Origin of the sequence: Rhodococcus sp. 077-4, from assembly GCF_047782425.1 — a bacterium.
Classification (GTDB): domain Bacteria; phylum Actinomycetota; class Actinomycetes; order Mycobacteriales; family Mycobacteriaceae; genus Rhodococcoides.
This window is the reverse complement of sequence record NZ_JAJPWC010000001.1, coordinates 853,031-877,197: the sequence shown is the minus strand read 5'-3', so window position 1 is coordinate 877,197 and position 24,167 is coordinate 853,031. Positions and strand designations below refer to the sequence as shown.

Annotated in this window: 23 protein-coding genes; 14 read left to right on the top strand and 9 right to left on the bottom strand. The window is 64.8% G+C overall.

The window, feature by feature from the left end:
* Position 1: 1 nt before the first annotated feature.
* From ACNEOT_RS04275 to ACNEOT_RS04265, 3 genes are all read right to left on the bottom strand, one after another.
* Positions 2 to 319 carry an EthD family reductase gene (locus ACNEOT_RS04275; protein WP_415972400.1) on the bottom strand — a complete coding sequence of 106 codons (318 nt, stop codon included), beginning with the start codon at positions 317 to 319 and terminating at the stop codon, positions 2 to 4.
* Positions 316 to 2,343: a phenylacetic acid degradation bifunctional protein PaaZ gene (gene paaZ, locus ACNEOT_RS04270; protein WP_415972399.1), complete on the bottom strand. Its 2,028-nt coding sequence runs from the start codon at positions 2,341 to 2,343 to the stop codon at positions 316 to 318. The genes ACNEOT_RS04275 and paaZ overlap by 4 nt, the downstream gene beginning before the upstream one ends.
* A 77-nt stretch (positions 2,344 to 2,420) precedes the next feature.
* Positions 2,421 to 3,032 carry a TetR/AcrR family transcriptional regulator gene (locus ACNEOT_RS04265; RefSeq protein ID WP_128646201.1) on the bottom strand — a complete coding sequence of 204 codons (612 nt, stop codon included), beginning with the start codon at positions 3,030 to 3,032 and terminating at the stop codon, positions 2,421 to 2,423.
* Positions 3,033 to 3,143: 111 nt separating this feature from the next.
* Here ACNEOT_RS04265 and ACNEOT_RS04260 point away from each other — a divergent pair, with 111 nt between their 5' ends.
* From ACNEOT_RS04260 to ACNEOT_RS04210, 11 genes are all read left to right on the top strand, one after another.
* The gene (locus ACNEOT_RS04260) at positions 3,144 to 4,343 is read left to right on the top strand and encodes a thiolase family protein (RefSeq protein ID WP_415972397.1); all 1,200 of its coding nucleotides are present in this window, start codon (positions 3,144 to 3,146) and stop codon (positions 4,341 to 4,343) included.
* Positions 4,340 to 5,062: an enoyl-CoA hydratase/isomerase family protein gene (locus tag ACNEOT_RS04255; RefSeq protein WP_415972395.1), complete on the top strand. Its 723-nt coding sequence runs from the start codon at positions 4,340 to 4,342 to the stop codon at positions 5,060 to 5,062. Before ACNEOT_RS04260 ends, ACNEOT_RS04255 begins: the two co-directional genes overlap by 4 nt.
* A complete protein-coding gene (locus ACNEOT_RS04250) occupies positions 5,059 to 5,943 on the top strand; it encodes a 3-hydroxyacyl-CoA dehydrogenase family protein (protein WP_415972393.1) in 885 nt (294 codons plus the stop codon). Before ACNEOT_RS04255 ends, ACNEOT_RS04250 begins: the two co-directional genes overlap by 4 nt.
* A complete protein-coding gene (locus ACNEOT_RS04245) occupies positions 5,940 to 6,692 on the top strand; it encodes an enoyl-CoA hydratase/isomerase family protein (RefSeq protein WP_415972391.1) in 753 nt (250 codons plus the stop codon). The genes ACNEOT_RS04250 and ACNEOT_RS04245 overlap by 4 nt, the downstream gene beginning before the upstream one ends.
* Before the next feature lie 136 nt (positions 6,693 to 6,828).
* Positions 6,829 to 7,776 (top strand): 1,2-phenylacetyl-CoA epoxidase subunit PaaA, encoded by a 948-nt coding sequence (gene paaA, locus ACNEOT_RS04240; RefSeq protein WP_415972389.1) that lies wholly within the window; start codon positions 6,829 to 6,831, stop codon positions 7,774 to 7,776.
* Positions 7,773 to 8,135: a 1,2-phenylacetyl-CoA epoxidase subunit PaaB gene (gene paaB / locus ACNEOT_RS04235; protein WP_032379886.1), complete on the top strand. Its 363-nt coding sequence runs from the start codon at positions 7,773 to 7,775 to the stop codon at positions 8,133 to 8,135. Before paaA ends, paaB begins: the two co-directional genes overlap by 4 nt.
* A 43-nt stretch (positions 8,136 to 8,178) precedes the next feature.
* Positions 8,179 to 9,096 (top strand): 1,2-phenylacetyl-CoA epoxidase subunit PaaC, encoded by a 918-nt coding sequence (gene paaC, locus ACNEOT_RS04230; protein ID WP_415972387.1) that lies wholly within the window; start codon positions 8,179 to 8,181, stop codon positions 9,094 to 9,096.
* A 5-nt stretch (positions 9,097 to 9,101) separates the two neighbouring features.
* Positions 9,102 to 9,599, top strand: coding sequence for a 1,2-phenylacetyl-CoA epoxidase subunit PaaD (gene paaD, locus ACNEOT_RS04225; protein ID WP_415973646.1), 498 nt, complete (start codon positions 9,102 to 9,104; stop codon positions 9,597 to 9,599).
* Positions 9,599 to 10,693, top strand: a complete 1,095-nt coding sequence (gene paaE, locus ACNEOT_RS04220; protein ID WP_415972385.1) for a 1,2-phenylacetyl-CoA epoxidase subunit PaaE — start codon at positions 9,599 to 9,601, stop codon at positions 10,691 to 10,693. The genes paaD and paaE overlap by 1 nt, the downstream gene beginning before the upstream one ends.
* 18 nt (positions 10,694 to 10,711) lie before the next feature.
* The gene (paaK, locus tag ACNEOT_RS04215; protein WP_415972383.1) at positions 10,712 to 12,019 is read left to right on the top strand and encodes a phenylacetate--CoA ligase PaaK; all 1,308 of its coding nucleotides are present in this window, start codon (positions 10,712 to 10,714) and stop codon (positions 12,017 to 12,019) included.
* A gap of 1 nt (position 12,020) precedes the next feature.
* Positions 12,021 to 12,926 (top strand): helix-turn-helix domain-containing protein, encoded by a 906-nt coding sequence (locus tag ACNEOT_RS04210; RefSeq protein ID WP_415972381.1) that lies wholly within the window; start codon positions 12,021 to 12,023, stop codon positions 12,924 to 12,926.
* Between the two features lie 32 nt (positions 12,927 to 12,958).
* On the opposite strand, the gene ACNEOT_RS04205 is transcribed toward ACNEOT_RS04210, so the two are convergent.
* The 6 genes from ACNEOT_RS04205 to styD form a co-directional block, all read right to left on the bottom strand.
* Entirely contained in the window at positions 12,959 to 14,479 is a 1,521-nt protein-coding gene (locus ACNEOT_RS04205) for a GMC family oxidoreductase (RefSeq protein ID WP_415972379.1), read from the bottom strand.
* A gap of 112 nt (positions 14,480 to 14,591) precedes the next feature.
* Positions 14,592 to 15,068, bottom strand: a complete 477-nt coding sequence (locus ACNEOT_RS04200; protein WP_415972378.1) for a DUF5134 domain-containing protein — start codon at positions 15,066 to 15,068, stop codon at positions 14,592 to 14,594.
* Positions 15,069 to 15,079: 11 nt separating this feature from the next.
* Complete coding sequence (locus ACNEOT_RS04195; RefSeq protein WP_415972377.1) at positions 15,080 to 16,501, bottom strand: APC family permease; 1,422 nt, start codon at positions 16,499 to 16,501, stop codon at positions 15,080 to 15,082.
* Positions 16,494 to 18,440, bottom strand: a complete 1,947-nt coding sequence (locus tag ACNEOT_RS04190; RefSeq protein WP_415972375.1) for a primary-amine oxidase — start codon at positions 18,438 to 18,440, stop codon at positions 16,494 to 16,496. The genes ACNEOT_RS04195 and ACNEOT_RS04190 overlap by 8 nt, the downstream gene beginning before the upstream one ends.
* An 88-nt stretch (positions 18,441 to 18,528) precedes the next feature.
* Complete coding sequence (locus ACNEOT_RS04185; RefSeq protein ID WP_415973645.1) at positions 18,529 to 19,098, bottom strand: TetR/AcrR family transcriptional regulator; 570 nt, start codon at positions 19,096 to 19,098, stop codon at positions 18,529 to 18,531.
* A gap of 254 nt (positions 19,099 to 19,352) precedes the next feature.
* Positions 19,353 to 20,837 carry a phenylacetaldehyde dehydrogenase StyD gene (styD, locus tag ACNEOT_RS04180; RefSeq protein ID WP_415972374.1) on the bottom strand — a complete coding sequence of 495 codons (1,485 nt, stop codon included), beginning with the start codon at positions 20,835 to 20,837 and terminating at the stop codon, positions 19,353 to 19,355.
* Positions 20,838 to 21,140: 303 nt separating this feature from the next.
* On the opposite strand from styD, the gene ACNEOT_RS04175 reads away from it, so the two are divergent.
* From ACNEOT_RS04175 to ACNEOT_RS04165, 3 genes are read left to right on the top strand one after another with little or no spacing between them, the layout of a single operon-like run.
* Positions 21,141 to 22,199: a carbon-nitrogen hydrolase family protein gene (locus ACNEOT_RS04175; RefSeq protein WP_415972372.1), complete on the top strand. Its 1,059-nt coding sequence runs from the start codon at positions 21,141 to 21,143 to the stop codon at positions 22,197 to 22,199.
* A complete protein-coding gene (locus ACNEOT_RS04170; RefSeq protein ID WP_415972371.1) occupies positions 22,192 to 23,193 on the top strand; it encodes a phenylacetaldoxime dehydratase family protein in 1,002 nt (333 codons plus the stop codon). The genes ACNEOT_RS04175 and ACNEOT_RS04170 overlap by 8 nt, the downstream gene beginning before the upstream one ends.
* 20 nt (positions 23,194 to 23,213) lie before the next feature.
* Positions 23,214 to 24,164 (top strand): helix-turn-helix domain-containing protein, encoded by a 951-nt coding sequence (locus ACNEOT_RS04165; RefSeq protein ID WP_415972369.1) that lies wholly within the window; start codon positions 23,214 to 23,216, stop codon positions 24,162 to 24,164.
* The last annotated feature ends 3 nt before the right edge of the window (positions 24,165 to 24,167 follow it).

Below are 24,167 nucleotides of genomic sequence, written 5' to 3'. Positions count from 1 at the left end.
GTCACGGCCGCAGCACCGATCGCTCGTTCTGGGTGAACATCGTGACCCCGCCGGTCGCGAAGTTGCGCAGATCCTTGCCTGCAGCCTTCATCTCGGGCGAGGCCAGCCCCGTCTTCAGCGATGCCTCGTCCGCGAAGTGCAGGCCGGCGATCGCGTAGTACGGAGGTGGGGACTCGTCGAGTGAGTCGAGCGTGCCCCAGGTGAAGTCGATCAGACCGGGGACAGCACGAGCGAGGGGCACGTGCACCTCGGCGTAGTGACGATCGAAAGCGGCTGGGTCCTCCGGCATCCCGTAGCAGACGGCGACTCGAATGCTCATGATGCCGCCTCGGGCTTCGCGACGAGCGTCAGCACGTCGTAGGTGGCGACGGGATCGCCCTCCTGGTTGACGACCACTGCGTCCCACCGTACTTCGCCGTAATCGGCGCTTTGACGCGGGGTGATGAGCTTGGCCGTCAACGTGACCGTCAGCGAATCCTCTGCCTTGACCGGCGTCAGGAAACGCAGGCTGTCGACGCCGAAGTTGGCGAGTACGGGGCCCGGGGCCGGGTCGACGAACAGCCCGGCTGCCAGCGAGACCACCAGGTAGCCGTGCGCAACGATTCCGCCGAACAGCGGGTTGGCCGCTGCCGCTTCGGGATCGGTGTGCGCATAGAAGGTGTCGCCGGTGAACTCGGCGAAGTGATCGATGTCCGCTCGGGTGACCTGTCGTGGGCCGCCGACGATGGTGTCGCCCAGCTTCAACTCGCCCAGGTTCTTCCGGAACGGATGAACGTCGCCGGTCGTCTGCTTCGCGCCGGTGACCCACTTGTTGCCGATGGCCGTCAGGACGTCCGGTGTTCCCTGAATTGCGGTGCGCTGCATGTGGTGCAGGACGCCGCGGATACCGCCGAGTTCTTCACCGCCGCCTGCGCGTCCGGGGCCACCGTGCACCAACACCGGCAGCGGCGAGCCGTGACCGGTCGACTCCTTCGCGTCCTCGGAGTTCAGCACCAGGATGCGTCCGTGGTACGGAGCACTGCCCAGCACGATCTCGCGCGCAACGGCGGAATCCTTGGTCACGAGAGATGCAACCAGAGAGCCCTTTCCGCGGGCCACGAGATCGAGCAGATCAGCGGTGTTGTCGTATCCGATGACGGTCGAGACGGGTCCGAAGGCCTCGATTTCGTGGGGTTCGGGTGCAGACTTCTCTCCGGCCTTCAGGAGTACCGGGGCCATGAATGCGCCCGCTCGCTGATCCACCGTGTCCGGATCGCCGTAGACCACGGTGGCCGACTTCGTCAGTCCACGAATGGATTTGAGGACCTCGTCGCGTTGGTCGATGCTGGCCAGCGCACCCATGGTGACACCATCGTCCTTCGGGTCACCGACGACCACCTTGTCGAGCTTGGCTTTCAACGCCTCGATGACAGCGTCCACCGAGTCCTGTGGAACCAACACGCGGCGAATTGCCGTGCACTTCTGTCCGGCCTTGGACGTCATCTCGATGAAGACGCCCTTGACGAACAGATCGAATTCCGGATCGCTCTGTGCCACATCGGAACCCAGGATGGATGCGTTCAGCGAGTCGGCCTCGGCGGTGAAGTGCAGTCCCTCGCCGACGACGTTGGGGTGTGAGCGCAGGGTAGCTGCGGTATCGGCCGATCCGGTGAACGCCACCGAGTCCTGGCCGCCGAGATGGTCGAGTACGCCGCGGGCACTGCCGCAGAGCAGCTGGACCGAACCCTCGGGCAGCAAGCCCGACTCGATGATCCGGCGGAACACCAGCTCGGTGAGGTATGCCGTTTGGCTGGCGGGCTTGATGATCGACGGCACACCGGCGATGAAGGCGGGTGCCAGCTTTTCGAGGAAGCCCCAGACCGGGAAGTTGTAGGCATTGATCTGCACGGCGACGCCGCGGCGCGAGGTGTAGATGTGCTGACCGAGGAAGGTGCCCTTCTTGCCGAGCTGCTCGATGGCGCCGTCGAGATGGACCGTTTCGTTGGGGAGTTCGCGTCGAGCCTTGCTCGCGTAGCTCAGAACGGTGCCGAATCCGCCGTCGATATCGACACCGGAATCTCGCACGGTGGCTCCGGTGTGCCGAGAGAGCTGGTAGAACTCCTCTTTGCCGGCCAGCAGCGTCAGGCCCAGTTGTTTCAGCAAAGCCGCGCGTTCGTGGAACGTCAGAGCGGCAAGCGCCGGGCCTCCGACGGTGCGGCCGTAGTCGATCATGCCTGCGACATCGAGGCCGGTGGACGACACCCTGGCGATCTCGCTGCCGTCGACGGCGCTCAGCAGCGGCGCCCCCTCGTCGGTCGCGCAATACCACGCTCCCTGGGCATAGCTTTTCAGAAGTCTGCTCACAACGCCTCCATCTCACCGTACGTTCGGTCGGTAATTACCATCGCCGTCCGACGCCGAGATGTCAAGGTTCGGCCGGCCTAGGTGCGGCGGAGCCCGTCGAAGGTCAGTGCCACGACAGCGTCGGCGAGTTCTTCCACCGATCCGCCGGTCCGCGGGCGGTACCACTCGATGAGCGAGTTGACCGTGCCGAACACCAGCTTGGACGCCAGCGCCGGATCCACACCGGGACGCAGGTCGCCCTCTTCGGCCGCTGCCACCACGAGCCCGGTGACGAAGGAGTCGAATTCGCGTCGACGGGCCAGCGCCCGGCGTTCGACGTCGGTGTTCCCGCGAACGCGCAGCAGCAGCGTGACGTAGGGAAGTTCGGCACACAGGATGTCCACGCTGCGGCGCACCAGGTATTCGAGACGGTCTATGTATCGCCCGGTCGTCGCCCGGTCCTCGGTCGTCACCGCGAAAAGAGCGTTGAGCGCCCGTGACAATGCGAGTTCGAGCAACTCCGATTTGCCCGATACGTGGTGGTAGATCGAGGACTTGGTGATGCCGAGCCGCTTGGCCAGCACCTCCATGCTGGTGCCGTCGTATCCGCGGTCGTTGAAGACCTTGACCGCCACGGCCAACAAGGAATCCAGGTCGTATCCCGGCCGGCCTGGCAGTCCGGTCTTGCGCGGCGCGCGTGCGGTTGTCATGTCCACATCTTCTCAGCCGATGGCCGATTCCACAGCACCATGGGCAGCAGGTCTTGCCAAACGACCGAATGTTCGGTTATCTATGACGCAACCGTACGAAGGAGATTCCCAGTGGGCGAAGTATTTCTCGTGGCCGGCGCGCGGACGCCGCACGGACGCTACGGCGGAGCGCTGTCGACCGTGCGCCCCGACGATCTTGCCGGGATCGTCGTCGCAGAGGCCGTCCGTCGAGCGGGCGTGCCCGTCGATCGAATCGACGAGGTCATTCTCGGGGCCGCGAACCAGGCAGGCGAGGACAATCGAGACGTGGCCAGAATGGCGGTTCTGCTCGCGGGGCTCCCCCACACGGTTCCGGGTTACACCATCAACCGCTTGTGCGCGAGCGGCCTGACGGCAGTGGCCAACGCCGCGAACACCATTCGCGGCGGCGAGGCCGACATCATCGTCGCCGGTGGCGTCGAATCCATGACACGTGCGCCCTGGGTCATGGCCAAGCCAGGGACGGCGTGGGCCAAGCCGGGAGAGATCTTCGACACCGCTCTCGGGTGGCGCTTCACCAATCCGACCTTCGCCGCACACGACGCCGGGACCGATCCCAAGATCACCCTGTCGATGGGCGAGACCGCCGAGGAGGTCGCACTCAGCGAAGGCATCACCCGCGCCGAGTCCGACGCCTTCGCCTTCCGCAGCCAGCAGCGCGCCGTCGCCGCCCAGGACGCAGGCCGCTTCGCCGACGAGATCGTGTCCGTCTCGACCGAGAACGGCGACGTCACGGAGGACGAGACACCTCGGCGCGGAACCACACTGGAAAAGCTCGGCACGCTGAAGACCGTGTTCCGCAAGGACGGCATCGTCACCGCGGGCACCTCGTCACCCTTCACCGACGGGGCGTCGGCGCTGGTGGTGGCATCCGAGGAGGCCGTGAACAAGTACGGCCTCGAGGTTCGCGGCCGCATCGTCACCAGTGCGAGCGCAGGAATCGCGCCGCACATCATGGGGCTCGGTCCGGTGCCGTCCACGAAGAAGGCACTCGCTCGCGCCGGGTGGTCTGCCGACGATCTCGGTGCCGTCGAGCTCAACGAAGCCTTCGCGGCGCAGTCCCTCGGCGTCATCCGCCAGTTGAAGCTGAACGAGGACATCGTCAATGCCGACGGCGGGGCGATCGCACTCGGCCACCCTCTCGGCTCGTCGGGCGCGCGAATCCTGTTGACGCTGTTGGGCCGGATGGAACGCGAGAAGGCATCACGCGGTCTCGCAACACTGTGCGTCGGCGTCGGGCAAGGCGTGTCGATGTTGATCGAGGCACCGTGAACACACTCGTCGTAGAGGAACTGGCCGATCGCGTCGTCGTCACGCTTGCCCGTGAGAAGCAGCGCAATGCGATCGACGCCGAGATGATCGGTGAGTTGCACGAGGTGTGCGGGCTCGTCGAGCATGATCCGAAGATCGTCGTTCTGACCAGTGAGGGCGAGCACTTCGCCGGGGGTGCCGACATCAACCAGTTGCGCGCGCGTACCCGCGACGACGCGTTGCGCGGCATCAACCGAAACCTGTTCGACCGGTTCGCTGCACTCCCCCTGCCGACGATCGCCGCGGTTCGCGGCTACGCCCTCGGAGGTGGAGCCGAACTGTCCTACGCCTGCGACATCCGCATCGCGTCGCCGACGGCCGTGTTCGGCAATCCCGAACCGGGACTGGGCATCATGGCCGCTGCCGGTGCCAGTTACCGGTTGCCGACACTGGTGGGTGTGTCCGTTGCCAAGCAAGTTCTGCTCGGTGGCCGAACACTCGACGCCGACGCAGCCCTGCGCTCCGGCCTGGTGCTGGACGTCGTCGACGAGCCGTTGGCCGCCGCGCACGCACTCGCGGATCGCATTGCGAGACAGGCGCCCTTGGCCTTGACGCTGACGAAGAAGATCCTCGACGCGCCCGGTTCACATCCATGGGCCGACGACATCGCGCAGGCCGTGCTGTTCGAGACCGAAGACAAACAACGCCGGATGACGGCATTTCTGGAGAAGAAAAAATGACAGTTCCCTCGAACGCAGGAGTGGAGCCCGCGGAACGACCGAAAAGAGTGGCCGTTGTCGGTGGCGGACGTATGGGTGCGGGGATCGCGCAGGTGTTCGCAGCCCTCGGTTCCACCGTCGTCATCGCCGAAGCGGCCGACCAAGCTGCCGCTCTCGGTCGAGTCGAGACGGGCCTGGCTCGGGCGCACGAGCGCGGCAAGCTCAGCGAGGACCCTTCGGTGATTCTCGCTCGGGTGTCCACTGTCGCCGGGCCGGCCGATCTCCCTGCCGAGCTCGATCTGATTGTCGAAGCGGTGCCTGAGATCCCGTCGCTCAAGGTCGAGGTCCTCGCTCTCGTCGACAAGATCGCCGGGCCCGAGACCGTTATCGCCTCCAACACGAGCTCGATCTCGATCGCCGAACTCGGCGCTGCACTGAGTGATCCGAGCCGCTTCATCGGCATGCACTTCTTCAATCCTGTTCCGGCGTCGACTCTCGTCGAGATCGTGCGCGCACCTGTCACATCTGCGGACGTGGTGGAGCGCGGACGGCAGTGGGTGTCGTTGCTCGGCAAGACCGAGGTGCTCGTCAACGACTCCCCCGGCTTCGCTACCTCTCGGCTCGGCGTCTGCCTGGGGCTCGAAGCCATTCGGATGTTGGAGGAAGGCGTCGCCGACGCCGAATCCATCGATCGAGCAATGGAACTCGGCTACAAGCACCCGATGGGTCCGTTGCGGTCGACGGACCTCGTCGGGTTGGACGTGCGGCTCGCGATCGCAGAACACCTGGCGTCGACACTCGGCGACAGGTTCACTCCCCCGCAGTTGTTGCGAGACATGGTTGCTCGCGGCGACATCGGACGCAAGTCCGGTCGCGGCTTTCACGATTGGACGAACTCATGACGGTACGGTTCGACGTCGCCGACGGCCTGGCGACCATCACTCTCGCTCGTTCCGAGGCGCACAATGCGCTCGACGTGACGACGAAGGTCGCCCTGGCGGAGGCGGTTCAGAACGCCGCTGCACCCGGGGTCCGCGCTGTGCTCATCACCGCCGAGGGCAAGAACTTCTGCGTCGGCCAGGATCTCGGTGAGCACGTCGCCGCACTCGAGGCCGACCCTGCCACGGCGATGGATACCGTCGGCGAGCACTACAACCCGGTGATCAGAGGACTGGCTGCGCTCGAGGTGCCGATCGTCGTCGCCATCCCCGGTGCGTGCGTCGGCGCTGGTCTCGGGATCGCACTGGCCGGAGACATCCGGGTTGCGGGCACCAAGTCCTCCTTCGCGACGGCGTTCACCGGCATCGGCTTGGCATCAGACTCCGGTTTGAGCTTTGCGCTGGTCGAGGCACTGGGTTCGAGCCGAGCGGCCGGCCTGATGCTGCTCGGCGACAAGGTCACCGCCGCCCAGGCCCTCGATTGGGGTCTGGTGCACCGCGTCGTCGACGACGCCGACGTTCTCGAGACCGCCCACACGCTGGCCACGACGCTCGCCGCCGGCCCCACCCAGGCGTACCGGCAGGTCAAGTCGCTGATCAGGAGGCCCGGGCTCTCCGACGCCCTGGACCGCGAGGCGCAGGCACAGACTGCGCTGGGCCAGACCGTCGACCACAAGGCCGCCGTCGACGCGTTCCTGAACAAGAAGAGGTAGTGCCTGCGGCAGTGGTGCGGTTGAGTGCCGCCTGAGGCACTTAACCGCACCACTGCGGCGAAGCCGCACTTGTGCCGGGGGTCACTTCGATGCATACTGGTTACCAACCGATCATTCGGTAATGAAAGTAGGACTTATGACCACGTCAAACACCCTGTCCGCCGAATCGCTGCAGGACGGGTTCGACGAGACCATTGCCCACGAGCAGCGCGTCGAGCCCCGTGACTGGATGCCCGACGGCTATCGCAAGTCGCTCATTCGACAAATCGCCCAGCACGCGCACTCCGAGATCATCGGAATGCAGCCGGAGGGCAACTGGCTCACCCGCGCGCCGTCGCTGCGCCGCAAGGCGATCCTGATGGCCAAGGTCCAGGACGAGGCCGGCCACGGCCTCTATCTCTACTCCGCGGCCGAAACCCTGGGAGCGGACCGCGCCGACCTGACGGTCAAGCTCATCGAGGGCAAGCAGAAGTACTCCTCGATCTTCAACTACCCCACCCTGACGTATGCCGACGTGGGCACCATCGGCTGGCTCGTCGACGGCGCAGCGATCTGCAACCAGGTTCCCCTGTGCCGCAGCAGCTTCGGTCCGTACGCGCGCGCGATGATCCGCGTCTGCAAGGAGGAGTCCTTCCACCAGCGCCAGGGTTACGAACTGCTCGCGACGATGATGCGCGGCACCGACGAACAGCGCGCGATGGTTCAGGAATCGGTGAATCGCTGGTGGTGGCCTGCACTGATGATGTTCGGCCCGCCGGACGACGAGTCCCCCAACACCGAGCAGTCCATGAAGTGGGGCATCAAGCGCCACACCAATGACGAACTGCGCCAACGCTTCGTCGACATGTCGATTCCGCAGGCGAAGGCACTGGGCGTCACGTTCCCGGACCCGGATCTGAAGTGGAACGAAGAGCGCAAGTCGCACGATTTCGGCGAGCCCGACTGGTCCGAGTTCATGCAGGTGATCAAGGGCAACGGTGCCTCCAACGTCGAGCGCATCGCGAGCCGTCGGGCAGCGCACGACGGCGGTGCCTGGGTCCGTGACGCCGCCACCGCATTCGCCGAAAGGAACGCAGCATCATGAGTGAGTTCACCGCCGAGGGCGGCCACGGAGCGGTTCCCACAGAGGGTGTTCCGGTCGAGCCGAAAAGAGAAGCAGTCAAGGCTGATTGGCCACTGTACGAGGTCTTCCTGCGCGGCAAGCGCGGCCTGAACCACGTGCACGTCGGATCGCTGCACGCCGCCGACGACCACATGGCCCTGCGGCACGCTCGCGACGTCTACACCCGTCGCAACGAGGGTGTGAGCATCTGGGTGGTTCCGTCCAACTCGATCGTCGCGTCGTCGCCGTCGGAGAAGGATCCGTTCTTCGCGCCGAGTGGCGACAAGGTGTACCGCCACCCGACGTTCTACGAGATCCCCGACAACGTTCCCCACATGTGAGACCCACTCCGCTGCACCACCATTCATTCGAGGACAAGCACTCATGACTGATCACGACAACGCCTACGAGGGCCTCGTCGACGAGGATTCGCACGGGCAGTGGGCATTCGGAACGAGTTTCGACGACCCGCTCGCCGGCGTCGACACCACCGTCCCCGACGACGTCGACCTGAAAGCCCTTGCCGCGTACTGCCTCATGCTCGGCGACGACGCGCTGATCAGCTCGCAGCGCCTCGCCGAGTGGAGCACTCGCGCACCCGAACTCGAAGAGGAAGTCGCTCTGGCCAACGTCGGTCTCGACCTCCTCGGCCAGGCCCGGTTGCTACTGGCCCGCGCCGCAAAGGCCGACCCGACGGTGGTGCCGGTCATCTCGGAGACGTCCCCTGCACCCGCGGAGGATGCCCTGGCGTTCTTTCGCGACGAGGCGGACTTCCGCAACGTGCGGCTCACCGAGCTCGACAACGGCGACTTCGCGAAATCCCAGGTTCGTCTGCTGGTGTTCTCGACGTGGCGTCTCGCCGTCTTCACACGTTTGCAGGACTCGCGCGACCCGGTCCTGGCTGCCGTTGCGAACAAGGGCGTCAAAGAGTTGACTTACCACCGCGATTACGCGGCGCGATGGGTCGTCACCCTGGGTTGCGGAACCGACGAATCGAAGCGACGCGCTCGTGACGCCGTGACGCGCATCTGGCCGTACGTCTCCGAACTGTTTCTCCCCACGGACGAGGAGATCGCACTCGCGAAGGTCGGTGTCGCCGTCGACCCCCGTGATGTCCGCGAGGAGTTCGATTCCGTTCTGGCACAGGTGCTTCACGCCGCAGAGCTCGAAGCGCCCGAGGGCAAGTCCGTCGGTACCATCGGCGGCCGCGGTGGCAGGCGAGGCATCCACACCGAAGCGTTCGGGCCACTGATCGCCGAGATGCAGGTCGTGGCGAGGGCACATCCGGAGGGAGTCTGGTGACAACGATGGAACGAACGGCACGCGAGATCGCTGCCACCGTACTGGATCCCGAGATGCCGCTGCTCACCCTCGACGACCTCGGTGTCCTACGTGATGTCGACGTCCGCGAGGACGGCAGCGTGCTCGTCACCATCACCCCGACGTATTCGGGCTGCCCGGCCATGGCGACCATGCGTGACGACATCGAGCACAAACTTCACGACCACGGTTACACCGACGTCGAAATAGTGACCAGCTTGACCCCGGCCTGGAGCACCGACTGGATCTCCGCGGAGGGCCTACGCAAACTCCGCGACACCGGATACTCCACACCGGGTCCGGCCCCGGCGCGCACCTCCGGTCCCGTACCGCTGACCCTCACGGTCAAGCCGCGGCAGCTCATCTGCCCACAGTGCAGCTCCACCAACACCCGACTCACCTCCGAGTTCGGGGCCACTCTGTGCAAGGCACAGTACCGGTGCGACGACTGCCTCGAACCCTTCGACCACGTGAAGGAAATCTGATGACCGTCATTGCCGAGCCCGAGCAGAAGAATCTGCGGAACAAGCCTTTTCACACGTTGACCGTCGCCGACGTCGAATCGCTGTGCGACGACGCCGTGGCCGTCACGTTCGATGTGCCCGACGAGCTGCGCGAGGAATTCGACTTCCGCCCCGGCCAGTCGCTGATGCTCAGCCGCACCGTCGACGGCGTCGAGCACCGTCGCTCCTACTCCATCTGCGCGCCTGCGGGCGCGCGTCCCCGCGTCGGGGTCCGTGAGGTCTCCGACGGCTTGTTCTCCTCCTGGCTCGTTCACGAGGTCAAGGCAGGCGACCGCATCGACGTCCAGGGACCGAGCGGCAACTTTCACGCCGACCCGGCCGCGGCCGGCAGGCACGTCCTCATCGCCGCCGGTTCCGGCATCACCCCCATGCTGTCGATCGCGTCCTCGGTTCTCGCCAATCCGGAGGCCGAAGTCGTTCTGCTGTACGGCAATCGCCGGACCCGGACCGTGATGTTCGCCGAGGAGATCGCCGACCTCAAAGACCAGTACGGCAGCCGATTCGACGTCATTCACGTGCTGTCCAGGGAGCCTCGCGAGGTGGAACTGTTCAGCGGCAGGCTCGACGCCGAACGACTCCGCGAGATCCTCGACACCGTTATCGCGACACCGGACATCGATCATTTCTGGCTGTGCGGCCCGTTCGGGATGGTCACCGATGCCCAGCAGGTCCTGGCAGACCTGGGCGTGGCCAAGAGCAGCGTCCACGCCGAGCTGTTCTACGTCGACGACGTGCCTCCTCCCCAGGAGAAGCACCGCGAGCCGGGCATCACCGGGCCCAGCAGTGAGGTCACGATCATCCTCGACGGCCGCGAGGTGAAAGGTGCACTGCCTCAGGACGAGTCGATTCTCGATTCGGCCGAGCAACTGCGCTCCGATCTCCCGTTCGCCTGCAAGGGAGGCGTGTGCGGCACCTGCCGCGCGAAGGTGACCTTCGGCGAGGTGGACATGCGTCGCAACTACGCACTCGAAGACAACGAAGTTGCCGCCGGCTTCGTCCTCACCTGCCAGACGTTCCCCGTCAGCGACACCGTCACCGTCGACTTCGACGCCTGAGACCACGAGAGAGCAATCATGACCAGTGTGCTGTCCGCCCCTACAGATACTCCCGACATCGAGTTCGCTTCTCGGGACCGCATTGCGACGCTGCAGCTCGAGCGCCTGCAATGGTCGCTGCAGCACGCTTACGACAATGTGCCGCACTACAAGAAGGCCTTCGACGACGCAGGAGTCCACCCGACCGATCTCGAGGATCTGTCGGATCTGGCGAAGTTCCCGTTCACCGCCAAGAAGGACCTACGAGAGAACTATCCCTTCGGGATGTTCGCTGTGCCGCAGGACAAGGTGTCGCGCATCCATGCGTCCTCGGGTACCACGGGTCGTCCGACCGTCGTCGGGTACACCGCGAACGACATCAGCAACTGGGCGGATCTCATCGCGCGCAGCCTTCGCGCGGGTGGTGTGAAGCCGTCCGACAAGGTGCACGTGGCCTACGGCTACGGACTGTTCACCGGCGGCCTGGGCGCGCACTACGGCGCAGAACGATTGGGCTGCACCGTCATTCCGATGTCCGGGGGCATGACCGATCGGCAGATCCAGCTCATCGAGGACTTCGAGCCCGACGCCATCATGGTCACCCCGTCGTACATGCTCACGATCGTCGACGCGATGATCAAAAAGGGTATCGATCCGGCGAAGACGTCACTGCGGACCGGAGTCTTCGGCGCGGAGCCATGGACCGAGGAGATGCGCAAGGAGATCGAGAAGACCCTCGACATGGACGCCGTCGACATCTACGGCCTGTCCGAGGTCATGGGACCCGGCGTTGCGATGGAATGCGTCGAAACCAAGGACGGACTCCACATTTGGGAGGATCATTTCTACCCGGAGGTCATCGACCCGGTGACCGGCGAAGTCCTGCCCGACGGCGAGGAGGGTGAGCTGGTGTTCACGTCGTTGTCCAAGGAAGCGATGCCGATCATCCGTTACCGCACCCGCGATCTCACGCGGCTGCTGCCCGGCACGGCCCGCACGATGCGACGGATGCAGAAGGTCACCGGCCGTACCGACGACATGATCATTCTGCGCGGAGTCAATCTGTTCCCGACGCAGATCGAGGAGCTGATCCTGACGGTTCCCGCTCTGGCACCACAGTTCCAGTGTGTGCTCGAACGCGCCGGACGCATGGACTCACTGACCGTCCTCGTCGAAGCCCGACCCGACGCCTCGCTCGACACGCATGGAACAGCCGCGGCAACGTTGAAGAAGCTCGTCAAGGACCGTATCGGCGTCAGCGTCGCGGTCGACGTCGTCACTCCGGGCGCACTCGAGCGGTCCATCGGCAAAGCCCGCCGTCTGATCGACAACCGACCTTCCGTTTGACATGAGCCCGGTGGCACAGGATTTCGAGCAATGGCGCGAGAACGTCTCGACGGCGTTCGTGCCGCTCGATGCTGTGTCGACCGGGCCTTCCTCGTTCGAGGGCACGCTGGTGTCCTCGACTCTGGGCGCGTTGCAACTGAGTGAGGTGACCGGCCGCGAGGTCGACGTCAGGCGTACGCGCGCGACCATCCGGCGTTCTGATCCGGGCCTGATCAAGGTGGGTCTGCAGTTGGGAGGGTGCGGCTCGATCGTGCAGAACGACCGCGAGGCCGTGCTGCATCCGGGTGACTTCGCGGTGTACGACACCAGTGCACCGTACGAACTGCACTTCGCCGGAGACTTCGAGATGTTCGTCGTGATGTTTCCGCGGGACGAACTACGCATCGACTCCCGAGAACTGACGGCTGTTGCGGCCCGGCGTATCGAGGGTGCTCACGGTGTCGGAGCGTTGGTCTCGCCGTTTCTGCACACGCTGAGGCGCACCGCGTTCGACGGCACCCTGCCCACCACACCGATGCTCGAACACGCCGTGCTCGATCTACTGTGCGCCGCCCTCGACGATGCCGCGCCACACGAGACCCCGGGCTCGACACTGTTGATCGAAGCCAAGAGTCTCGTCGACACCCACCTGTCCGATCCCGCTCTGTCCACCGCCTCCATTGCTGGGCGACTGCACATTTCGACGCGGTATCTGCAGAAATTGTTCGAGTCCGACGGCCGCACGGTGGCGGGCTGGATCAGGTCCCGTCGACTCGACCGTTGCCGTCGCGAACTCCGGGATCCACGCTGCGCTGCGGACAGCATCGGAACAATCTGTGCGCGTAACGGTTTGGTCGACTCCTCGAACTTCTCGAAGCTGTTCAAAGAGACGTACGGCGTGTCGCCGCGCCACTACCGCGTCGGGTGAGGGCGTAGTCCGCCCTCACCCGATCTGCGAGATTACTTCCCGAGGATCAGATCCGAGGCCCGCTCGCCGACCATGATCGACGGAGCATTGGTGTTGCCCGACGGCACCGTGGGCATGATCGACGCGTCAGCGACCCGCAGGCCTTCGACGCCGCGTACCCGAAGGTCTGCTCCGACAACGGCATCGGCGTCCGAGTCGGCTCCCATCTTGCAGGTGCCGACCTGGTGGTGATAAGTACCGGCAGTCTGTCGAACGTAGGCGCGTAGGTCGTCCCGAGTGCGCGCGCTCGGTCCCGGAACCACCTCTGCCTTGCGCCACGGTGCGAACGCGTCGGATGCACCGATCTCGCGACAGATCTCCACCGCGTCGACCATGGCTTCGAGGTCGTAGGGGTCGGCCAGAATGTTCGGATCTGCCAGTGGCAGTTCACTCGGATCCGAGGACGCCAGACGCAACGTTCCGCGAGAGCGCGGAGCGACGATGCCGGGTGCGATGGTGTAGCCGTTCTCGGGCACCGGGTATCCGTCTGCCGGGTACGGAATGTGCATGAACAGCGGCTGTAGATCCGGCGCGGCACCGGCCCATCCGGTGCTCCGCGCGTACAGCTGAGCCTCGAGCAGGTTGTTGGTACCGGCGGCGAGGGGTTCGAGCGACTCGTAAATGTTGCTCAGCAGTAGGTGGTCGTGCAGGTTCTCGCCGACGCCCGGAAGGTCGACGACGGTCTCGATGCCCAACTTCTCGAGGTGACCCGACGGCCCGATTCCACTGAGCATCAGTGCCTTCGGGGACCCCAGAGCCCCGCCGCACAGGATGACCTCGTGATCGGCGAACGTTCGCTGCGGTGTGGAACCACCGAGTGCGTACTCGATTCCCACGGCGCGACCGTCCTCGAGCACCACCCGGTGCACAAGCGCTCCGGTGGTGACCGTCAGATCGGGGTTGTCCAGTACCGGGCCGACGAAGCTCTTCCATGCGCTCATCCGCTCGCCGTCGCGCGTGGTGGTGTGGTTGTAGCCGGCGCCGACCATCTCGTCGGCGTTGAAGTCGTCGATGAGTTTGTGGCCGTGCTCGACTGCCGCATCGACGAAGGCTGCGGCCAGCGGATGCGGAGTGCCCATGATCGACACCGGCAGCGGCCCGTCGCCGCCGTGGAACTCGGTGGCCCCGAGCTCGTGCGACTCCGAACGCTTGAACAGCGGCAGTACGTTCTTCCACGCCCACCCGGCATCACCTGTTGCCGACGCCCACGCGTCGTAATCGCTCGAATGGCCTCGGACGTAGATCATTCCGTTGAGAGACGAGCTACCACCGAGTACGCGTCCGCGTGGCCAGAAGATCCGCCTGTCGTTGGCGTGCTTCTGCGGCGTGGTGAACAGCCCCCAGTCCTGCGATCCTCCCAGTAGCGTCGGCCAGCCCTGCGGCGAATGAATCGCCGGATCGGTATCGACGGGTCCGGCCTCGATGACATGCACGGTGTGCCCGGCATCGAGAAGCCTTCGGGCGATGACGCTTCCAGCTGATCCTGCTCCCACTACGATGTAATCCGTCGACATGCGCTTCTTCTTTCTGTTGTGACCGTCGCCACAACAGTGTCCGAAATCGACACGGCAAACATGTCGCTGCGCGCACACATTCTGGGTCAGATGCGCACCGCTTGCGCTTCCGTCAGAGCACCATCGGGGCCATTCCCAGGATCATCAGTGCGGAACCCGCGGTCACTCGTCGTCCGGGCGGGTTCTTGCGCAGCAGCTGGATCGTCACGGCCATCCACCCCATCAGGAGCAGGACGGCGGCGATCCTCGGATCCGACGCGGTCCCGTGCTGATGTTGCGTCGCCGTCTGCGGTTCCGAGTGAGAGTGCATGGGCGCCAGCATCATCAGCAGCACTGCCATGCAGGTCAGGTCCACAGCGCACGGGATCGATCGCGTTCTGTTCGGACGGTGTGCGGTGACATGTACGGCAGCCGCAACCAGAGCGAATATCGATATCAGAACCACGGATGGATTCGTGCCGAATGCCACCATGGCGGCCATGACGGTGCCCATGCAGAGGTGCGCCCACCGCACCCGCCCCGTGTGGTTGCGGCGTCCGATCAGCGGAAGCACCGCACCCACCGCGCCCAGCGCCATCAGCACCGTCATGACCATCGGTGTCAGCCCGTCGTCTCGAGGTCCCGAGCGCGAGATCCGGTCAGCCGAGCTACGAGAAGACCGCCGACGAAGAAGACAGTGACGACGATCAACAGCAGGGCAGCGAGCACACCGGAACCACCGATCAGCAGAGTGAAGTTGTCCAACACGAGACCGAGGATCGCCATCAACCCCACGGTTCCGAGCGCCGGGGCGACAACGGTGTGCCAGATGCGCGTATCCACGGTCGATCGACGGAAGAAGGCGATGATCGCGCCGCCGGTGAGGATCATCAGTACCAGGATGCTCACGGTGGCCAGACCGGACATCCAGGTGAACAGTTCCAGCACCGGGTCTGCGCCTGCTGCTGCGAAAACCACGAGAACCACTGTCGCCGATGCGGTCTGGAACACCGATCCCATGTGCGGAGAGCCGTGCCGAGCGTGGGTGCGCGCCAACATCGACGGGGCGACACCCTTGCGGGCCAGTGCGAATACGTACCGTCCGATCGCATTGTGGAACGCGAGCAAGGCGGCGAAGAGACTGGTGACCAACATGATTTCCATGATGTCTGCCGACATCGGGCCCAAGTACTGGGCGGCAGCGGCGAAGGTCAATCCCGCCGTGTCGTCGGCTGCGGCCTGAGCGACGGACGCACTGCCGAAGGCGAGCACCACGGCCCAGCTCGACACCGCGTACACCAGTCCGATGGTGACGACAGCGGCGTAGGTCGCGATCGGAACGGTCCGGGTGGGGTTACGCGCCTCCTCGCCGTAGATCGCGGTGGCCTCGAAGCCGATGAACGACGCGATCGCGAACATCAGGGCGATTCCCGGCGATCCGCTGAAGAAGGCCGAGGGAGTGAACGATTCGACATCGATGCCCGCGGCACCGCCCTTGGCGAACACCGCGACCGACAGGATCACGATGATGCCGATCTCGAGCACCAGCAGCACCCCGAGCACCTTGGCACCGAGATCGATGCTGCGGTAGCCGAGCAGCGCCACGATCGCGACGAGACCGAGCGCCCACAGCCACCACGGCAGGTCGGGTCCGCCGTACTTCACGACCAGGCTGTCGACGGTCGATGCGGCGAGGCCGTAGATGCCCGCCTGAATGGCGGTGTACGTCAGCAGCGCCAGACCCGCGGCGCCGAGGCCCATGGTTCTCCCGAGCCCCTTTTCCACGTAGGCGTAGAACGCGCCGGTGTCGACCATATGTCGGCTCATGGCCGCGTACCCGACGCTGAAGATCAGCAGGACGATCGCCGCGACGATGTAGGCGAGCGGTGCGCCCGCTCCGTTGCCGGTCGCGATCATGACCGGCAGCGCCCCACCGATGGCGGTCAGCGGCGCTGCAGCGGCGATGACCAGAAACACGATCCCGACGACGCCGATGGAGCCGCGTAGCGCGCCTGCCGTCGAATTCGATTGGCGCTCAGACATTCTGCTCACCGCTCTCGCAGCTGGAGGAGGCGCAGTGCGTCGACGTCGTTCTCGGCACATCGAGTGTCGGGTTGCGATCGAAGAATCCTGCAGGCTTGAGCTTGAAGCCGGTGTAGTCCACCGGCATGATCGGCCAGTCCTCGGGTCTCGGGAAGTGGGTGAGCCCGAAGGTGTGCCACAGCACGATGTCCTCGTCGACGAGACTGCGGTCGGCCGCGACGAACGCCGGCAGACCGGCTCCACCATGGTGCTGGTTGACGAAATCGCCCGCGGCATAACGTTCGTTCCGGTCGAACTGCGTCACCCAGAGATGCTTGGTGGCGAAGGTGGCGCGTCGCGCGATCGACGAATTGTCGTCGGCCAGAAGCAGGGGCTGCCCCTCGGGGTGCAGCGTGTATCCGACGGGCCTTCCGAGCCGGCTCAGCGAGGTGGGATTGGTGACGTGCCAGACGCGGCCCACCGTGCCGTCGGCGATGCGTTGCGCCTCGGATTCCGTGGTGAGTGGTGTGTGTTGCAGGGCAAAGGCATTGCCGTGCAGGTTGTCCGGCCCCATCGGCACTCGGCGGGTCTCGATCTCCTCGACGGAGTTGCCGATGCCGTCGATCATCATGTCGAGTCGCGCGCTGAACAGGTGCTGGTGGCACGGCGCTCCGAGTCCCGGGGCAAGCTCCGTTGCGTACGGGTAGTCCCCACCGGGATGCCCGGAGGTGAACACGATTCCGGTTGCCTTGACCTCGAATTCGATGGTGCCGTCGAGGTAGAGGTACCAGAAGAAGCCGTAGTCGTAGTTGCCGATGGTGGTGAAGAAGGAAATCACCAGTCGGCGCTGGCGACGGGTCTCCTGCGAGCCGGCCCACAGATCGGTGTGCTTCCACAGCACCCCGAAATCTTCCTCGTGCATGCACACTGCGTTGGTCAGAGTTTTGGGGTTTCCGAATTCGTCGGCGATCACGGCGTCGAAGTACGTGATATCCCCGACGCAGTCGCACCCGAGCTCGAGTGAGTTCGCGTACCGACCCACCAGATACTCACCGGTGTCGAAGTAGTTCTGCCATGACCGCACCGGCGACGGATCACCATAGGGGACAACCATTTCGGATATCGAAGCGCGATGAATGATCGGCCGGACGGTACCGCCGTCCTCGAACCCGATCTGGTGCAATACCAGACCTTCACGCACATCGAAGCCGACTCGGAACGACCACTTCTCCCAGTCGACGCGATTGCCTGCAACCGTGAAACTCGGACCATCGGGTTGGGTGATCTCGATCGGTTTCTGCGTGGTGCGCAGCGGGCCGGTGACGGACAGATCGTCGAAGTTGCCCGACTCCTCCGGGATGGGAACCACACCCAGGTCGACAACCTTGTCCACCGTCCGTTTCATCACGTCGACGAAGGCGACCAGCCCGTCGATGGGATGGGCCCACGCGTGATCGGCGGGGTGGTCCTGCCGAAAGGCCAAGCCGCGCAGTATGCGTCGACCGTGTTCGCCCGGGTAGTCGAAAACGCCTGCCGACAGGGGTGCCACCCGAACGTCGGCTACGTCCAGTCCGCGTGTGGCCAGCGCAGCGAGCCAGTCCGGGTCGGTGGAGAGCACGCTCTCGACGAGCTCGAATTCCTCGTCGAGTACCGGCATCTGACCGTCACGGATGGCGTCGAGTCGAGTGGAGCCGATCACCTGACGCTCGTCGAGGGAGACGAGAAGGTCGACGGCATCGGGTGTCGAGATCTCGTGCAACAGCACCCGGAAGGTGCGTCGGGTGGGCGGTTCGGCGACATACAGCTCTGCCTTCTCCGGTTCGTCCAGTCCGACGTAGACGAACCTGGTTGCGGCGGTGACGAATCCGGCGGCGTCGACGATGTCTCGAACCTGGGCGATCTCATCTTCGGTGGGTAACGACAAGGCGTGGTCGATTGCGTGGGGTGTGAGGGTTGGCATGAGTGTTCCTCGGGGTCGGGTGTTGGTTCTACAGTCGTTGAATAACGAAGGCATGCGGAAGAGTGCGAGTCGCCCGCACACAGGGTGGTTACAGCTGAGCTATGAACCGGTCGAGCATCTCGAACTGCCGGTCGGCAGTGGTGTCATCGGGGGTGAGCACGCCGAGGATCTGCATGCCCATCATCATGTTGAGCAACATTTCGACGGCAAGCTCGACGTCGAAGTCGCCGGCGTCGCCTTCCGCGCGAGCCTGCTCGAGAAACTCCGCCATCCGCGCCCGCCACGACACCAGGGATCGATGGTTCGTGTCGTCCATGTGCTCGTCGTACATTGCGCGCTGCCAGAGCGAGACTGCGATTCTCGCCTCGAGCAGTGTCTCCTCGGTTGTCGGCATGACCTCTCGACAGAAGATGCGGAGGGCATCGAATCCCGTTGCGTCGCCGAGGGCTTCGTCGATACGGCGGTTCGTTGCCTCGAAGACGTGCTCGAATGCGGTTCGGAGAATCTCGTCCTTGCCCGCGAAGTAGTGGCTCAGCGCACCGTTCGTGTATCCAGCCTCGGTCGCGATGTCCCGCATGTTCGCGGCATCGATCCCCTTGGCAGCGATCAAACGCCAGGTTGCCGCGGTGATCGCGCGGCGGCGTTCGTCGTGATCCACGAGCTTCGGCACAGCCCTACGGTAGCGGCTCCCTGCTGGGAACTAAGGCTCGGGCATCGTCATCATCGCCTTCCGATCCGTTCGGCCGTTGTTCTACGTCCGTTGAACTAAATTCTGCGACCTGTTCGTTACGAATCGCGCGTTCTTCCGTAAACACCGCGTTACCCCAGGTGAGCGGAAATTCGTAGCAGGGGTCGAAGTTCCGTTCACCTGGGTCGTTCCGCAGGCTCCACTCCCGCTCACCTGCGTGAGCTCTAGAGAACGATCGTCACGACTTTCTCCTCGGTATTGGCCTCGATGCCGGCCCAACCCAACTCTCGCCCGGTGCCGCTCGATTTCATGCCACCCCACGGGAGGGCGGGATCGATTGCCGCCCAGCCGTTCACCCATACCGCACCGGAACGGACCTGCGCAGCCAGAGTGTGCGCCCTCGACACGTCACGGGTCCAGATCGAGGCCGCGAGACCGTAGGCGGTCCCGTTGGCGATCGTGATCGCCTCCTGCGGAGTGTCGAACGGAATCACCGTGCCGACGGGCCCGAAGATCTCCTCCTGCGCAATTTTCATGTCGTTGTTCGCGTCGGCGAAGATGGTGGGCTCGACGAAATATCCGGCCCCGTCCGGGCGGCCACCACCGGCCGCTACGCGCGCGCCGCCGTCGCGTCCGGCCTGAATGTATCCCAGGACGCTGTCGCGCTGCTTCGCGTTGACCAGTGCGCCCATCGTCGTCGACGGATCGAACGGGTCGCCCAGCACCTGAGCCGACGCCGCGGCAGACAGGCCGTCGACCACCTGGGAGTACAGCGAGCGGTGCACCAACACTCGGGTGCCGGCCGCGCACACCTGACCCTGGTTGAAGAACAGTCCCATCGCGGTTCCGTTGATCGCTGCCTCGAGGTCCGCGTCCCCGAGAATGATCTGCGGGGACTTGCCGCCGAGCTCGAGCGTCGTTCGCTTGAACGTGTCGGCAGCCTTCTTGGCGATGAGCTTGCCGACGCGCGGGCTGCCGGTGAAGCTGATCTTGTCGACGTCAGGATGCCCGACCAACGCGTCGCCGGTCACTTCTCCCAGTCCGGCAACGACATTGACGACTCCGGCAGGTATTCCCGCCTCGTCGATCAGCCGAGCGAGATGCAGGATCGACAGCGGAGCGTCCTCCGGCGGTTTGACGACAACGGTGTTTCCCGCGGCCAGCGCGGGCGCGAGCTTCCAGGCGGCGATCATCAGTGGGGTGTTCCAGGGGACGATCATGCCGATGACGCCGACGGGCTCGCGCACGGTGTACGAGTGCGTCGGCTGCCCGAAGTAGCCTGCCGTGGGGATCGAGCTTCCGGTGATCTTGTCGGCCCAGCCGGCGAAGTGCCGGAACGTGGCTGCAGCGTTGGGAATGTCGAGCATCGCCGGCTGACCCACCGGCTTGCCGACATCGAGAGCCTCCAACCGTGCCAACAGATCCCCGTCGCGCTCGATCAGATCGGCAATTCGATTGAGTAGCTGTCCACGGACCGCGCCGGGCGTTGCACCCCATTCGCCGCCGAGCTGGGCACGGGCAGCACGCACCGCAGCGTCGACGTCCGATGCCGTGGCCGCAGCGACCTCGGCCAGCGGCTCCTCGGTGGTGGGGTTGACATCGGTGAAGGTTCCTCCGTCGGACGCGCCGTGCCACTGCCCTGCGATGTAGAGCTCGGTGGCGGTGTTCGCGGGCAGCGACGGGGCCGCCGATTCCTGAAGTGCAGTCATGTTTTTCGCTCTCTCTTCCGATGCCGACGCAGGCACCTCTCGCATGTCTGCTCCAGACTGCGCCCGAACAGGCACGAAGGTCTTGTGTGATCGCGCACACATTGTGCGGCAGATGCGCACCACTGATCGACCGCGGCCGAGCGGCCGGCGATGACGATCGTGTGTCGAGGTGACCGGTTTCGGTTTCGGCTGTGTTTCGCAAGCCTCGGCTGCGACGGAGAGTCAATTTTTCCGACACTTCGAGGCCATCCGAAGCGCTCTCAGCAGGCAAAACTAGGGCACTCCCCACCGAAAGGCCCCACCATGGAACACCATCGATTTCGCGCGGCAGCCGTTCAAGCCGCACCGGTATTTCTCGATCTCGACGCCTCGATCGACAAGGCCGTCGGCCTCATCGAGGACGCGGCACGCGCCGGAGCCGAGCTCGTCGCTTTTCCCGAGACGTATCTGCCCGGATACCCCTGGTACATCTGGCTCGACGCACCGGCATGGGGGTTTCAGTTCACGCAGCGCTATTTCGACAACTCGCTGGAGTACGGGACACCCCAGGCCGACCGAATCACCAAGGCGGCCCAAGACAACTCCATCATGGTGGTGGTGGGTCTGAGCGAACGCTACAAGGCCAGCCTGTACATCGCGCAGTGGATCATCGATGCGGAGGGAAAGACCGTCGCCATGCGCCGCAAGCTCAAGCCGACCCACGTCGAACGCACCGTGTACGGCGAGGGAGACGGCTCCGATCTGTCGGTCTACGACACCGATCTCGGACGCGTCGGCGCATTGTGCTGCTGGGAGCACCTGCAACCCTTGTCGAAGTACGCGATGTACGCCCAGAACGAGCAAATCCACGTCGGTGCGTGGCCGAGTTTCTCTCTCTACACCGGCGCGGCGTACGCCCTGGGACCCGAGGTCAATACCGCGGCCAGCCGCATCTACGCCGTCGAGGGCGGGTGTTTCGTCATCAGCCCGTGCGCGACGGTATCGCCCGAGATGGTCGAGATCATGTGCACCGACGACGCCAAGCGCGCCATGCTCACCGCTGGGGGTGGCCACGCCCGCATCTTCGCCCCGGATGGTCAACTGATGCACGAACCACTGGCACCCGACGCCGAGGGCCTGGTCTATGCCGATATCGACACCAGCCTGATCTCCATCGCGAAAGCCGCCGCTGATCCTGCCGGTCACTACTCTCGGCCAGACGTGACGCGGTTGTGGCTCGACAAGACTCCCGGCGACCGCGTGGTCTCGGGGGCCCGGCCCACCACGAACGCGCGCTACGACTTCACCGAGGAGGTCGCCGCGGAGGTGCGCCTGGAGATCGCCGAACAACTCGCTCGCGACGAGGACACAGCCCGTGTCTGAACTCGAATCGGCAGTACCCGCCCATCTCGTCCAACCCCGATCGTGTCCGCGGAGAACACCGGAGGCATACCAACCGCCCTTTCCTTCGTACGTCGCTCGCTTTCCGGTCTCGACCGAGCGAGTGGTGATGGCCTACTTCGGAATTCAAGGCCACCCCGACGCGATCCCGTGGGGAGAGGACGGTCCGGCCCGCAAGGATCGGGCGCGATACACCGACGAGGAAGGCATCGCCACGACGGTGTTCATCGGCTACTGGGACGATACGGACGCCTTCGACCGATGGTTCGGTTCCGTCGGTCGGCACTGGACGAGCGTCCGGGGTCGCTTCGTCGAGATCATCAGACCGACCGTCGATCGCTACGAAACACTGTTCTCCTCCACCGGACGCATGGAAGGTGTTGCGACGCTGACGGATTCTCTCAGCGGAGAGATCGAGGAACACGCGTACTGGGGCGGAGTCAGAGATCGAATCCCGTTGTCGCAGAACGACCCACTCACCTCGGACGGGGAACCGGATTTCATTCGCGACGGCGACAGAGTCACAGTTGTTCCCCACCACAACATCTGTCTCATCAGATCGGGACAGGATTGGGCGGACACTGCGGGCTCCGAACGAGAGATGTATCTGCGCGACGTCGAGCCCGTTCTCCGTGCCGGGATGGACTTCCTTCGAGACGACGGCCTGGACATCGGCTGCTTCGCCAATCGATACATGACCGTCGTCGACGAACACGGCACAGATACGGACAAGTCGTTCGGCATGAGTTGGTGGCGCAGTCTGGGTGATCTGGAGTCGTGGGCCGAGTCCCATCCGACGCACGTGGCCATCTTCGGTGCGGCGCTGAAGTATCTGTCCACGATGGGGCCCGCGGCCTCGCTGCGGCTCTATCACGAGGTCACCGTCGCGGCAGCCGACGAGCAGTACTTCGAGTACTTCGGATGCCACGACCGCACAGGTCTACTGCGTAACGCCCCCGAGCGTTCTAGTCTGTGACGAGACGGGAGGTACCTGACATGGGCGATCCGCTGCGCACCGACTCGGTGGACCGTGCCGACAGTGTCGACTTCTGGACGGCGGCCGTGAGCCGAACATACGTCGATCTCGAGTGCACGATTCCCGAGGACGCGTCGGCGATCACCGGGCGCATCGAATCCACCGGGCTGGCAACGCTCGGTCTGTCGCGGGTGACCGCTACGGCCCAGAACGTATTGCGGACGCCTGCAGGTATCTCCCGGACCAGTGAGGACTACTTTCTGGTCAGCGTGCAGACGTCGGGCACCGGGCTGATCGCGCAGGACGAACGGACGGCCGTACTCGAGCCCGGGGATTTCGCGCTCTACGACTCGACGCGTCCTTACAGCCTTCGCTTCGACGATCCCTTCTCCCAGTACGTGCTGATGCTTCCCGGTGCAACGCTGCGAACGCTCGTCAAGGACACGGGATCGCTGACCGCGCGGGCGGTCTCGGGACGCCACGGCGCAGGCAAGCTCCTCGTCAGCATGATCTCGTCGATCATGGACGACGTCGACATGAGTGCGGCGTCCGCCGAGGCCGTGTCACAGAGCGTCGAGTACATCCTGGTAGCGGGCCTGGTGGGGCTGACCGGAGTCGAGAAGCCTGCTCCCTATGCGGCGTCCGAACGGCTCGCGGAAATCAAGCGTGCCATGACTGCGCGACTACGAGATCCGGACCTGACGGTGACAGAAGTGGCTGCCTCCCTGCACTTGTCGTTGAGTACGGTTCATCGAGCGTTCGCCGGTGAGCCGTGTACCGCCAGTGAGTGGATCTGGATGCAGCGTCTGGACGGCGTCAAACGGGCGCTGTGCGAGCCGCAGAATGCCCGCACCACGATCGGGGCACTCGCGGCATCATGGGGTTTCACCGACCCCGCGCACTTCAGCCGAGCATTCCGCACCCGATTCGGCTGTACTCCCAAGGATTTTCGCGACACCAACCGCAGTTGAGCG